This window comes from Scytonema sp. PCC 10023, assembly GCF_963920835.1.
Taxonomy (GTDB): Bacteria; Cyanobacteriota; Cyanobacteriia; order Cyanobacteriales; family Nostocaceae; genus Kalymmatonema.
On record NZ_CAWUDP010000008.1, the window covers coordinates 126,613 to 140,785 of the forward strand.

The following is a 14,173-nucleotide window of genomic DNA, read 5'->3' on the forward strand; positions in this document are numbered from 1 at the left end:
GTTGTTCCTTGGGCGATGGCACGGAGTGCAGTGCCCAAAGGGCAATCGCCTTCTTAGTAGCGTAGCCTATGGGCAAGACTTACGCCGGTGCGATTGCGCGGAGCGCACTGCCCTTTGGGCGATCGCTTGCAATTGAGAAGTCGAATGATCAGCCTGCCACTTTGTGTGAAGTTAGCTACCATGTGGAGTATCTAGTTTTGCGAGGATTTCTCTCGTAACTTTCTGTAATCAAAGTAATGAACTTCTGTAGCGACAACGTTGTGGGTGTATCCCCAGAAATCATGGCAGCGCTTTTGGCAATAAGTCATGGGGTTGTGATGCCCTATGGAAATGATGATTGTACCCAGCGCTTAAATTCCCTGTTCTCAGAATTATTTGAAAAAGATGTTTTAGTGTTTCCTGTAGCTACGGGTACTGCTGCCAACGCCCTTGCTCTGTCAGTGATGACGCCTCCTTTCGGGGCAATTTACTGCCATCACCAATCCCATATACATACTGATGAGTGCGGTGCCCCAGAATTTTTTACAGGGGGAGCAAAACTAGTGACGCTACCAGGAGAGCATGGAAAAACTGACGCAATTGATTTAGCCGCAGCACTCGCTCGCGCTGGTGCAGGTGTTGTACATCATGTTCAACCTGCTGCTGTCAGTTTATCTCAGGCAACTGAATCTGGAACTGTTTATAGCATTGATGAAGTTTCCCAAATCGCTGAGGTGACTCACGCTCACAGACTGAACCTGCACATGGATGGTGCGCGTTTTGCTAACGCTGTAGTTAGCTTGGGATGCTCTCCTGCTGACATCACCTGGCGTGCTGGAGTGGATGTGCTGTCTTTTGGAGCCACTAAGAACGGTGCTATGGCTGCAGAGGCAGTGATCTTTTTCAATCGAGATTTAGCTCAGACATTCCGATATCGCCTAAAACGTAGTGGGCATCTGTTCTCAAAAATGCAGTTTTTGTCCGTGCAGCTAGAAGCCTACATCAAAAACGATTTGTGGCTAAAGAATGCTACTCATGCCAACAAAATGGCAAAGCAGTTAGCTCAAAAGTTGATAATGCTTCCAGGAGTGACGCTTTGCAATCCAGTTGAGGCAAACGAGATATTTATTAAAATGCCTCAACAAGTGATTGTAGGTCTTTTAAGTGATGGCTTTAAATTCTACCGCTGGGATGGAGAAGATTCCGCAACAGTGCGGTTAGTTACTGCCTTCAACACTCAAGAGGAAAATGTGACAGCGTTTTTAGAAGCTGCTCAAGCACATTGTACTCGTCAACCCCTTCTCCTATCGGAGACGCTGCGCGAACGGGGAATTCAAAATTCAAAATTATAAATTCAAAATTAAGAATCCCCATAACCGAAGTTGGGGGCTTGAAACAAGCACACTCATGGGACACGGATAAATAATTACTTCATCCAAACGAGAAGCGCTATAATTAACCACCGATAAACACAGATGCACACAAATAATTCATCTGTGTGCATCTGTGGTTCCAAATATCTTTTGCAGCTTCTTACCGTTCATATCATGTCCGGCTAATTAGTTATCAAAAAATTTTGCGTCTTTCTTTGCGCCTTAGCGACGCCAGTCGCCTGCTGTCGGGAAGCCAACGCCAGTCACCTACGGCGGGAGACCCGCCTGCAGTGCTGGCTCCTCCTGCAGCGCTGGCTCGTCTTTGCGCGACATTTAATGATAATTATTCAACCGGACATGATATCAAACGGCACAGAAATCAATTGCCTTGGACAATAAAATGTAAATTAATTTACAAAACCTGCAAAAGCTGCTTGATTTTGGAACTTTGGCGTTGCTTGAATTGTGTTGGAAAATTCAAATCAATAACAATCTTGCCATTTGTCTCTTCTTTCGCCCCAGAAATTTCAGCAAGCAACTTACTCGGTGATGGGTTTCCCTCCTCTCGACTCAAGAGCAAACCAACCAGTGGTTTAAGACTGCGCATCTTGTGCAAGTCCTCCTGTCCAAGTACTCTCTCACCTGATTTAGCTTTTTTGCGCGATATTTCCAGCTGTAAACCTGTTACCCCTAGTTCTGTCGCAATTCCAGAGAAGAAATGACCATCCCAGTAAAGTTCACCCACAGCGCTCACCTGCTTGCGTACCTGTTTACGGGCAGTGGGTTTGATGTCTCGAAAAGAGCGAGTCAGACTCGTGGCAAGGAACCCAAGCGAAGCGAATGGTTGATCTGCGTTTTGCCGCTTTTGGGAATACCATTCTCGCACATCAGAATACGAAACCAGGATTAAGTTATCCATTTGCGAGCGGCTGGGATTGACAAAGTCAATTGCCAAAAGCGTTTTCGTATCACTTACAGACGAGAGTCTCACAACCCGCGCTGTTAGAGAGACGCGAGCAGTAGAATCTCCCATAATCTCAACATCGATCTCATCTGGTAAATTGGGGAAAGATTCCAAAGAAACCAACGCCCCAGTTTCTGAAATGTTGACTGTTGTGCCCTGGAATGTCTGATTGGTAGTAGAAACAACGACTCTGAGGTGTCGCTGCAAACGGTGGGCGGCACGCACCTGTGGCTGCTCAAACCCCACTAATAATGCCGCTATCAGCAGAATCAAATTAAAACCTGACCATAAGGTGTTAACCAACACCGCTTGCCAATCTTCTGGACGAAGCAGCAACCAGTAGGGGACGGCAAATAAGGAAGTGAAAACGAATGCCGCCACGACTATAAGACCACGCATTGACCGCCAGTCAAAAGTACGTTTAGCAATGTTTACTCCTTTATCAGTGACGTTAAACGAACCAAGTCTGGGGTTAATCAGCGCCAACATCGTCACCCATCCCGCTTGGAAAGCCATCACAAATTCAAAAATTTCGTTCCAAAAAGAAAAACGGACGTTCTTGTAAATCAGGTGGTTGGTAAATAGGGCGAGGAGAATGTGAGGTACGGCGTAAGCCAGAGTTTCCAAACCTAAGCCTCGGATGGGGTTAATACCAAACAATAAGAACAGAGTCGGAACAATTGCATAAATCAGTCGAGGATATCCATACAAGAAGTGTGAAGTCGCACTGAAATAACAAATCCGTTGAGGAATCGTCAGTTTCAGCCTAGGATTAAGCAGGGGGTTTTCCAGTCGCAAAATCTGCGCCATACCCCTTGCCCAACGGACTTGTTGACCCATATAGGAAGAAAACGTGTCTGGCGCTAAACCAGCCACCATGATTTTGTCGTAATAAACCGACTTGTAACCGCGAGAGTGCAACCGTAGTGCTGTGTGGCAATCCTCTGTTACAGTTTCGACCGCAATTCCCCCAACTTCCAAAGCGTGGGATTTGCGAATGATAGCCGCTGAACCACAGAAAAAGGCAGCATTCCAAAAATCATTGCCTTTTTGCAGCACTTTATAAAATAGTTCATTACCCGCAGGAATTCTACCGGCTGTGAGCAAATTGCGCTCGAAGGGGTCGGGGTTATAGAACCAGTGGGGGGTTTGGACAAACGATACCTTTGGGTCAAAGAAAAAGCCCACTGTATCTAATAGAAATTGGCGCGATGGGATGTGGTCGCAGTCCAAAATCAAAACCAAGTCGCCGTCAGTTTTGTGAAAGGCGTTGTTGATATTACCCGCTTTAGCATGGTTATTGTTGTCCCGCGTCATGTGGATGCAGCCAATTTCCTCACACATTTGCCGTATCTGTTCGCGTCTTCTTCGGAAACTTTCTCGGCGCGGGTCGTTTTCTTTATACCTTTCTGGACGACCATCATCTAAAACATAAACCGTTTTTTTCCCACGAGCATAATCGCAAGCTACTGCTGCTAACGCCGTCTTACGAACAATTTCAACGTCTTCGTTAAAGGTGGGGATATAAATATCAACATTAAACCATTCTTCTTGAGGAATTGTCGCAAGATCAACTGGCTGACGCTCTTTGATTCTTAGGGTTTGAAAGTATGCCAGTGCCAAGGTGAGAACAGCGTACAGCTCGGCACCATACAGCAGTAAGCAAGCAATGCTGTTGATCAAGCCATCAAAGTTAAGAGTGTAGCTTGTGCGGTAGTATAAATACCGCAGTGTTGTTACTAAACTTAGCCACACCATAAACAAGTGATAATACTGGCTGATTTCAGTAGAAGACTCTTGCTCCTCGGCTTCCATAATGTATTGACCGATTATCACTAGAAGCAAGGCAATGACTGCTTGCTGCCATATTCGTAACGGGGTAATGATCAGTGGAACTGACAGCAGCAGCAGTAGCAAGACAAGCCACTTAAACTGTTTCAGACCCAGATTTTGTAAAGTACGGTCAAAAAATCGGGGCGTGGTATCAGTGAGCCATCTACTTAAGCTGAAACGCCCTCTTGGAGGAGAATTTAATGAAGAAGACATTTTTGATTTGGGATTTTAGATTTTAGAATTGGGATTTTAACCGCAGAGAAACGCAGATAATCATCTGTTATGCTACCGTGTGTTTGCTTAGCAATTTAGTAACAATTAATTCCTATCAGCAACACCAAGGCGCTTGAGATACAACTGGACAATACCATAAAGTAAAAGTGAGACACCTAAAATACCGATAGGTAGCAGTAGCCAGTTTTCTTGTAGGAAGCGCGTTGTCTTACTCAATAAGTTGGTATTTTCCACACGATTCCTAGCACCAGTGCGGAAAAACTCTAGTTGATAAGCGTCTGGTTCGTAGGCAACTGGATTGTTCTGATCACTGCCAATCAGGACTGTATCCTGTTTCAATTGGAAGAACAATGGGTCTCGATTTAGCACTTGTCGCACTCGCTCTAAACCTATTTGTGTCTGAGCTGTTAAAGCCAGAATGGTGCGTTCGTTGCTCCAAGGAGAGATAATTTGCTTAATCAAACCTTGTGAATCTTGTGGAGTTTGAATTCTACCTTGAGCTGATACGCGGGAGAATGCTTGGCTTAAATTAAAGCCAGCAGATTTAAAGACTTCTGGGAAAGGAAACTTGTCTCGCGTACCAATTCCTACAAGATGCTCATTCTTACGAACTGAATCAGGAATTGATTCTGGCGTATAAACCTGGAGTTTGACGGAATCTGCTTGACTCAGCCGTCCTAAGCGTTCGCTAAACGCAAGTAAAGTGAGTATATCTGTGTTAGATGGGTTTTGTGGTAAGGTGATCGCCGTTTTAGATAAGTCTTGAGGTGCAGCAAACGGAAAACCAAATTGCAACAAATTCAAATCTGGGAGTTGTACCGAAGTTTCCCGTTTTAAATCGAAGCTCGTGTCAGCATGAAGTGTACCTATTAATTGTTCGTCTGCTGCGCTAATACACTTTTGCTTGTCAAATGGTTCTTTGGAATTCATCCGGAAGTATACCTGGAGTTGAGAGTTGGGGCGAATCAAGTGCGGTGGTAAATCAACTCTCAAGGTTTGGCGAGTTTCTCCAGAATCTGAGGTGAAACGTGCGCCACCGATATATCTGCCGTCGAGTAACACTTCCAGAGCAGAAGTTCTCGGGTTCATCTGCGCAGCATAGCTGTAAACTAAGTTCATAGAACTGCCACGCACAAATCTGTCGTCAGGTAAGGCGTGTAAATCAATTTCAATTGGCGGTGCTGCTGAACCACGTACAGTCATATCACCAAATGGCTCACCATTGAGCGAGCTTTTCAGCTCAGTCAGTCTAAAAGTATTTTCCTCTGGAATATAACGAGGCCATTGTCGAGGTCCAGGTGGTGTCACTTCCCTAACTTGATTGACAAAAACGACTGAACCTGTGCCCATTTTTCGCAAGTCTGGTTGTACCAAAAACTGTACTGCCTTAGCCACACCTTTTGGTCCATTACCAGTCGCGATTAAAACGGGAGTACCACCTTCTTTTTGAGTTCTTGTCGCAATTAATACTCCTGTCTCTTCTGGTACGAGCCTTTGATTGATATCAAAAATTTCATTACCAGCAACAGAAAGGGGCAATTTTAAGGATGATAAAATCGGCTGCTCACTGGGAGTACCAATAATCACCAGCCGTTGCTCAGGCTTCACACCCTTTATATTAGATACCAAGCTTGTCTCTATTGGGCGAAAATCTGCAAGTCTGCCAAATGCCGCCTGCAAGCGAGCTGCTGCTGTCAGCCAATATTGGCTCGCTTGAGTTGGTTGGAGGTAAACAATCCGGTTCGTTTCTAAGCCGAGTTGATCGAAGAAGGGATAGGGATAGCGGCTAAAGTTGGGGGAGATTGGCTGACGTTGAAAACTGAAAATTAATTTAGAATCTGGCAGAATCTCCGTCCACAAACTCGGGTCATGAGGGTCGGTACATTCTTGTAAGCTATTGTGCTGCGCTACAAGCTTGATTTCGTTATAGTCCTGAAGCAGCTTAGGATTGATATTCAGTAACACCTCACCCAGTTGGGACTGTTTACGGTTGAGCGATATGCTGCCTACAGCAGTGTCATTGACAAGTACCGTCAGGTAAGAACGTTTGGCAAGAAGAGATGGTGAGTGCTGGAACCGAATTAAAGCTTGAACCTTTGCGATTTTCCAATCACGAGGACGGTTAAAGCCAAGGCGACCTTCCGCATTAATTCCTTGTAAGCGCATACGGTTACCGACAATCGGACTGCGATTAAATTCCAGGTTGTACGTTATCAGGTTCTTTGCATCAGCAGCCTCTTCTTCGTCTTCTTTGTCTTCGGTGTTAGCTTTGGGTTTAGTTGCTTGAGCTAACAAGAGAGTTTGCTGTTGCCCTGGATACCTAGAATTTTGGGCATCATAGTGTTGCAGATCTTCTTCACTTTGAGCTTGAGCGCTCAGCAATGAACCAGGAAACAGTAAGAAACAAAAAGTAAAAATAATTGCTTTTGTACTGTTTGGGGAAAAGAGAAACAACGACTTCATATGACAGTGTGATTATTAGGTATATGGTGGAATTTTTGTGGTTTTTGCTAGCTATATTTACCAAGAGTAAGTTTGTTATTTTTTATAGCTCAAAACCGAACATAATTTTTCTCATTTTATAAATCATTAATAAGAATCCTTCACGGCTTTACTTTTAGGAGTTGCTGAGGAACTACTGAAGGAGGCAACATACCTAACCAAGCCAAATTCTGTGTATAATAAGCAGATTTATCATCCCAAATACCCTGTTTGTATTGAGGTAGTAATTTTTTCTCAAGCAACTCCTTCGCTAGTCGTGGTTCTACCAACTCCCAAGCGGCGTAAAGCATAGCGTATTGTGCTGTCGCCTCATAACCCACCAATTCTTTGCCTTGTAGGTCGATGCGTGCTGGTAAACGCGATCGCTCGCGCCACACCTTTTGCAAATATCTACTGTATGTTTGGAGATAACGTCGCGCTTGGGGTGAATTGAACCATGCCACATCCAGCGACAAGCGCCACCAAACCCGATAAGCATCAAAGCCATACAAAGTTTGAAGTTGGCTTGTCTGCGGCAAGGGTTGATATTTTCCTGTTTTAGTATCTTGTGCTACCCAATCACTCGGTAAACCTACGGCAGAAAGTGGCGCTGATTTTTCCAGAACTTCGTAGCTGGTATTGACCAAACTCAACCAATCATGTTGTGGATCGACTTGGGCAAATAGCCGAAAAGCATAAGGAGCGAAATAAGAAGGGTTGAGGTAAACGGTTGAGGCATTCCCAACAAAAGCAGCCGCCGGACCAGGCAGCAAATAAAGCTTACCTCCGTGTCCAACTATAATCGAAAGATTCCATAAATCTTGCAGTTTAGCCTTCGCCAGGTCTAGGTATTCAGGACGATTCCAACGCCTTGAGGCAAGAATCAAGGCAGTAATCGTATCAATATCGCCATCGCTGGCAAAGTTGCTATCGATCGCACCCCACTTTCCATCTGCATTTCGTCCCCATTGCCATGCCCACAGCTTGTCTGTGCGTTTGCCGTTCGTTTGTCGTTGGAGGTTATTTTCTCCCCAGTTCAAGGTTAGGGCAAAAGTTGCAGCGTCATCGATCAGGACTGCCCGCAGCATCGCATATGCTTGACCTTCACTAGTAGAGCGATCGCCCGCTTCATAATCAATCACTCTACCATCACCTTGGATAAATCTCCGACGGTAAGTTTCCCAGCTTTGAGCGAGTAACTCCCGGTTAGGCGTGGATTTCGGTAAAGCAGCAACAAATACTGATACACTTTCGCTACCATCTATAGGCATAGCTTTTGTCACCGGAGTACTATCATCTGATGTTTCTCGATATTTTACTGAGTAACCTGAATGACAAGCAATCAGAAAAATCATACTCATAATCACTGCCAATCTTGGTAGGTACTGCATTCTTACAAGAAGACAAAGGAAACTAGCGGAAGCAACAGAAAAATAGTTATTCCCCCTCATCTCCCTCATCCCCCTCATCCCCCTCATCTCCCTCATCTCCCTCATCTCCCTCATCCCCCTCATCTCCCTCATCTCCCTCATCTCCCTCACTCCCTCACTCCCTCATCTCCCCCTCCGCTCATAATTCTCCCAAGACGGCTGAAAGCCACGCCGTTGCAAAAAGTCTTCTTGTATTTGCTGCCTCTGACGAGAGGCTTCTGTATCAGTTGCGCCTTGGGAAATTTGTTCGAGTTCCAGTTGCTCAAGCTGTGTGAGCGCTGTTAGCGGTTGGTCAGCAATAGCACTTAAACCAGCAAGAGCGCGGCGTGCGTCTTTATCTTGCGGTTTTTGGGCTACAACTTGCGAATAAATTTGCTGTGCTGACTCAAAGCGTCGCTGTTCAAAACGAATTCCTCCTAAAGCCGCAAGAGCATCTATATTATCTGGTTGCTGTGCCAAGATATTTTCGTAAGCCTTACCAGCCAAATCTAAATCACCTACTGCTCGTGCCAACTCTCCTTGCAACTGATACGTATTCGCATTGTTTGGTAGGCGAGCAATCAATTGTTTCACCCGTGCTTGCGCTTCTTGAGGATTGCGTTTTGCGATAACTTGCACCAAACGCAGTTGCAGTGGTAGGTAACTAGGATCAACTTGAAGTAAGTAATTGTACAGAGCTTCGCGCTGTGGTTCGGCAGGCAACACTCCCACTAAACTAAAGAGTTCCGGAGGTGCATTAGTGGCAGGTTGCGTAGTTAACCAATTGTTGAGAACTGCTTGCGCCTCTTGCTCAGAAATCTTCTTTGCTTGATAGGCGATACTTGTACGCCCTAACTGAATTGTCAAATTCTGGGGTTGACGGGCTATCAATTGGTCATAAGCTGCCAAAGCTTCATCAAACCGCCTTTGTTGTATGCGCACACCCGCCAGTCCCCGCAAAGCACCATCCGTAACGTCATCAGTTCCTGACTTTGTTGCCAATACAGCCTGAAAACGTTGGGCGCTGGCTTCTAAGTTGCCCTCGCGTCGTTCAATTTCTGCTGCTAGCAACTGAGGTGCAAGGCTTTTGGCTCCTTCTGGTGTTGCTGTATAAGCTGCCAAGGCTTGTCTTGCGCCATTTGTATCATTTAGTTGAAGATAAATCTGAGCTACACGGAAATTTAAAAATGGTACGTTTACCTTTGGTGAAAGAGTTTGATACACAGACAGCAATTGAGGATCAGGAGCATCAATGTCTGCTAAGGCAAGAGCTATCTGTTGCAATTGCACCGAATCTGAAGGTAAAGGTTCAAGTTCCGCAACCAATCGCTTTTGTAAGTCACTTTTGGCAAGCAGCCCTAGTTTATTTTCGAGGGCTAACTGGCGTACCACCAAACTTTTATCATTGGGTAACTGTGAAGCTGCTTGGCGATAAAGTTGCAGTGCTGTTTGCTCTCCTTGGGGTAAGCCAGTGAAAACATCACCGGCTTCTCGCAACAAAGTAGGCGAGGGGCTGGGAGTGTTGGCTAGTGCTTGACGGTAGAGAGTTGCAACTTGCTGTGCTAAGGCAGGGTTATTAGTTGAAGTCCGAATTTCATTGAGAGAACGAGCTAAAGGTAAAATTGCCTCTGGTCTATTTTGTACTGGCTCTAAGATTGCCAAAGCTTGATCTAACTGTTGGTTGGCAACATATGCCTTAGCAAGTTCGGCACGCGTCTCAATAGCTAAGCGATCGAGAGTCTTGGAACGCTGCAATTGTCCTTGTAAAACCTGTACTGCTGCTGTTGGGTTGCCCGTTTCTCGTAGGGTGCTAGCGTAGGCTACCGCAGCAAACCCGGTGATCGGTTTGCCAGTTGTTCGATAGCGGTTGAACAACTCCAAGGCTTTTTGGTAATTGCGGCTATAACTATAAGCTTGAGCAGCACCAAGGGTAATTTCTGAGGTAGGATTGTTTTGCAAAACTATCTCATAGTCTGCTAGCGACTCGCTTACCTTTCCTTGGTAGGTGTACAGTAATGCGCGGTAAGAACGGGCTTGTATATCGTTGGGATTTGATTTTAATAAAGTATTGAGTGCTTCAATTCCCCGTACTTGCCACTCTGGGCGGTAAGTACCCATTATCCCGACAATTTTGAGCGCACTTTGGTTGTTCGGGTCTTGCGCTAGCACCTGTTGATAAGTATTCCAAGCCTCGTTAATACGTCCAGCGCGGTTATAGGAGATTGCTAACCCGATCTTGGCTTGTAAAGATTGCGGATTTTGCTTGATAGCTTGCCCAAAGGCTTTGATGGCATCATTAACCCACCCTTTTTTTAGGAGATTGTAACCGCGTTGCACCGCTGACGAAGATTTCTGCGCTTGGGCGGGAGCAATATTAGTTAACAACGGGACATTGACTAGGTGAGTCAAAAGGCAAAATGAAGCACTAATCAGAAAAAGACTAGAAAAACTCTTCGTTATCTTACCTTCTGCACTGGTTCTCACATTTAAGCAGGGATTAATTTTGTCTTTGTAGTTTTGACTCATTGAGATCTTCTCCCTCTTGGAGTCACATCAAACTCTGAACGTACCCGAATACCAAAAACTGTTTCCTCAAAACCATCTCGTCCTTGAACCGTAAAACCGAACCGTAGATTGGGAAGAAATTGAAAATCGTAGAAAAGTTCTAATACATCTGGCGTGTCTCCACGACGCAAGCTCTCGTTTGATAAAGCACGTCCGTAAGCTAAACCTAAGCGATCATCTGGGGTAAACAAATCCAAAAAGCTGAGTCCAAACGAGTAGGTATCTGCCCCTCTGCCCAAATCGCGGTTCTCGTAGCGCCCGTAACGTCCGAAAAGACCTAATTTCAAATTAGGAATAAAAACTTCAGCATTCACACCGTATGCTTCTTCGCGGTCATCTTTTTCGGGTCCAAAGACTGTGCGTTGTGTGTTCCTCGCAATTCCAAAGCTTTCAGGGAAAGTATCGCGAATCCCAGCATCGCGATCAGTAGCATAAGTCCCGCGAATAATCGCATTCCCGTAACGGATGGCAAGTTCTCCGGCAAATCCATCCAAAGCAAAGTCGCTGATCTTATCCGACGACGAAAAAACCGCCGCTTTCGCTTCGATATTATCCGTCACACTCCAGTTCACAAGGAAACCGGTGCGGGAAGCAATTCCCGTTGCTGATAACGCTGGATTTGTCTGGAAAACAGGATTAAAGAATTGACTTGCCCCGTCTTTAGCAAAGCTGTTGCGATCGAAATAAGATGTTAAATCTAACTGACCCAAGACGAAACGCAGATTAGGCAATCCTCCCACAGAAGTTGCGAGAAAAAGCTCGTTGATGTTCAAACCTTCTCCACGGGAATCAACAAGGAGATTTTCTCCAGTCACCAAATCCAAAGTTGCCCCAAACAAGAGCTGGGGAGTCAGCGGATACACTCCAGAAAGTCGCGCCCGTGCTGCAGAATCATCTCCTTGGGTTATGTAAACTCCTTGAACTTGTAAAGAGGGTTCCCGTAAAGCTGTGCTTCTAAGGGGAGAGCGATTTCTATCTAGTGGTTGTGGAGTATTGAATGGTGTTGCTGATGGTGGCGCTGGAGTTGGAGTTGTGGGAGTTGTCGGTTCTTGAGTTTGTGCCGTTGGTGCTGTTTGGGCAACTGGTTGTGAGGATACAACTTGACAGTTTAGGAGTTGGTTGGAGGGTGATGTGGCAGTTCCAAAAGCAGATGGCGACGGTACGACTTGACAGTTGAAGAGTTGATTGGTGATTGATGCTGGAGTATTCGCAACTGATGACTGTGTTGCCGCTTGGCAGTTTAGGACTTGATTGAAGGTTGGTGCAGAAGTGCCTGGAACTGGTTGCGACGGTACAACTTGGCAGTTTAGCAGTTGGTTGGTGGTTGATGTAGAAGTGTTGGGAACTGATGACTGCGTTGTTGATTGGGTGTTGATGAGTTGATTGAACGGTGGTGTGCTGTTAGGAACTGATGGCTGTGTCGTTCCTTGAGAGTTGATGAGTTGATTGAACGGCGGTGTGGGAGTTCCTGGAAGTGGTGGTAAAGGAGCTTGTTGTGGTTGAGAGTTGAGGAATTGATTAAACGTAGGTGCAGATGGTGCAGTGAATTCTTGCGCGACTGTTGTACTTAGAGGTGGTGGTGGGGCTGCTTGGATGTTCGGTTGTTCCACATTCAAGCCAGAAATTTGACGAATTTGTTCCTCAGCCTGTTGTCCTGTGACAGTAGGACGCGGTGAAATCGAACGCGGTGGAGCTTTCGGGGCTTTTCCAGGCATTTGCTGCTGGACGAAGCCACTCTCCAACTGCTTAATATCATCTGCTGGTGCGTTCTGTACGCTTTGGGATGAAGGTTTTGCTTTCGGTGCGACTGCTACACCACTTGCTTGCCCTGATGTCCCAGGTGGTGGAGGTACTGTTTGGGACCGCTTGCTGGGTAAGGGTGATTTGGGTACTTGTAGTAATTCCCCAAACTGCAAGTCGCTCGACTGTTGATTGTGTGGGTTTTGTTGAGCTAAACATACGTCATTCACTGCCAGTATCCAAAAAATTGAGATTGAGGCAGTATGAAGCAGGAAATAAGCCCTATTCCACTGTTTTGGCAGAGTAAATTTATGACAATCTAATACTGTGGGCTTCATTAGTCTAGCTGAGAAACAACTAAATTTTTGCGGTCTTAGATGTCGCCACTTTATCAAAAAGTGTGAGTATTTTTAATGAATATCTGCAAAATATCTGTAAATTCTCTGATTGTCAATTATCTTGGTTAAGAACTAGTGAATTTATTTTTTCTGGTCTAAATATTAGAGAATAGGTAAAAATATAGCTTGCGTGGTTCCTGATTCGACAAAATACCCACTTTTTTTATGATTACTCCAAATTTCCCGTTTTTTTGCCGAAAATTGACAACAAACTCTCGAACTGTTAGCTTGGCAAGTATTTTCTTACTACTGCTCACTGTTAATTATGGCTGTGATAAAAAAGCACAAGAACAAGTGCAGCTAGAAATAACAAGCGTGCAACCAACAGGAAGTAATGGTATATACAACATCGTAGGTAGTACAAACCTACCCGACTCCAGCCAAATTGCAGTAGCAGCAGTTCGCTACTTGCTTCCAACAGGCGAACAACAAGCAGGAGTTTTGAATGATCAAGTGAGCAATAACCGCTCAATTTTGGCTCGCCAAATTGTTGAAGTTAAACAGGGACAATGGCAGGCAGATCTAAACCTTTGGCAAGTAGCACCCGATGGTCGTTTTCAGGAAGCTTGGCAAGCTTATCCACAAATGAAACTGCGTCCAGATAGCAACGTCACGTTCATTGCCACTTTTGAACCTGCCGGTCAGTTAAAGAAATCAAACTTGCAGCTTGAAGGTAAACAGCTTCGCTTTACTAACAAAGGTGAAATTTACCTACAAGCAGGTGAAACCATGCCCATATCCCTACCTCTAGGGAAAACAACACCTCCTGTTCCACAAGCAGAAGATTTGAATAAGAAGGCAAACCAACCTCAAATCCAAGCGCCAATTTTGACTTCAAACACTTCCTTCCTGCGGTCAGCTAAATTCAGACAAACTAACGCACCCTTGAAACCTTCTGAATTTTTACGCTAACCGACAACACAAAGGACAGACCAACGCACCCTTGAAACCTTCTAAACTTGCATGCTGAAAAAGAGCGCCTGACTTTTACAGTCACCGAAAATCAAAGAGCGGAGAGCAAATAAATTCTATTTATGGGGATGAAGCTCAACTCTGAATTTATTCAGAGTTGAGCTTCATCCCTAATTCTCGTTTCCGAGATACCCCATTTCTGGGTAAAGTTAGCCGAACCTAAAAGGTTCCGCTTCGCTAACACCAATGTTTAGAGGCGGCTGACTCCAAGCAACACTAGCTTAA

8 protein-coding genes are annotated in these 14,173 nt (G+C 45.2%); 3 read left to right on the forward strand and 5 right to left on the reverse strand.

The features are described 5' to 3' along the window. The first annotated feature begins 68 nt into the window (after positions 1 to 68). Together ACM0OZ_RS07430 and ACM0OZ_RS07435 are read left to right on the forward strand one after the other, a co-directional pair. On the forward strand, positions 69 to 218 hold the full coding sequence (locus ACM0OZ_RS07430; protein WP_414582151.1) for a hypothetical protein: 150 nt from the start codon (positions 69 to 71) through the stop codon (positions 216 to 218). An 18-nt stretch (positions 219 to 236) separates the two neighbouring features. After that, on the forward strand, positions 237 to 1,331 hold the full coding sequence (locus ACM0OZ_RS07435) for a threonine aldolase family protein (protein WP_414582152.1): 1,095 nt from the start codon (positions 237 to 239) through the stop codon (positions 1,329 to 1,331). Between the two features lie 433 nt (positions 1,332 to 1,764). Here the strand turns inward: ACM0OZ_RS07435 and bcsA are convergent, their stop codons facing one another. The 5 genes from bcsA to ACM0OZ_RS07460 all read right to left on the reverse strand — a co-directional run bounded on the left by bcsA (position 1,765) and on the right by ACM0OZ_RS07460 (position 12,916). Then, positions 1,765 to 4,362 carry a UDP-forming cellulose synthase catalytic subunit gene (bcsA, locus tag ACM0OZ_RS07440; protein ID WP_414582153.1) on the reverse strand — a complete coding sequence of 866 codons (2,598 nt, stop codon included), beginning with the start codon at positions 4,360 to 4,362 and terminating at the stop codon, positions 1,765 to 1,767. Between the two features lie 105 nt (positions 4,363 to 4,467). Next, positions 4,468 to 6,846, reverse strand: a complete 2,379-nt coding sequence (locus ACM0OZ_RS07445) for a cellulose biosynthesis cyclic di-GMP-binding regulatory protein BcsB (protein WP_414582154.1) — start codon at positions 6,844 to 6,846, stop codon at positions 4,468 to 4,470. A gap of 140 nt (positions 6,847 to 6,986) precedes the next feature. Continuing rightward, positions 6,987 to 8,225, reverse strand: a complete 1,239-nt coding sequence (locus ACM0OZ_RS07450; RefSeq protein WP_414582155.1) for a glycosyl hydrolase family 8 — start codon at positions 8,223 to 8,225, stop codon at positions 6,987 to 6,989. 192 nt (positions 8,226 to 8,417) lie between these two features. Then, positions 8,418 to 10,799 carry a tetratricopeptide repeat protein gene (locus ACM0OZ_RS07455; protein ID WP_414582156.1) on the reverse strand — a complete coding sequence of 794 codons (2,382 nt, stop codon included), beginning with the start codon at positions 10,797 to 10,799 and terminating at the stop codon, positions 8,418 to 8,420. Further along, on the reverse strand, positions 10,796 to 12,916 hold the full coding sequence (locus ACM0OZ_RS07460) for a carbohydrate porin (protein ID WP_414582157.1): 2,121 nt from the start codon (positions 12,914 to 12,916) through the stop codon (positions 10,796 to 10,798). Before ACM0OZ_RS07460 ends, ACM0OZ_RS07455 begins: the two co-directional genes overlap by 4 nt. 225 nt (positions 12,917 to 13,141) lie before the next feature. On the opposite strand from ACM0OZ_RS07460, the gene ACM0OZ_RS07465 reads away from it, so the two are divergent. Then, positions 13,142 to 13,888: a hypothetical protein gene (locus tag ACM0OZ_RS07465; protein WP_414582158.1), complete on the forward strand. Its 747-nt coding sequence runs from the start codon at positions 13,142 to 13,144 to the stop codon at positions 13,886 to 13,888. The last annotated feature ends 285 nt before the right edge of the window (positions 13,889 to 14,173 follow it).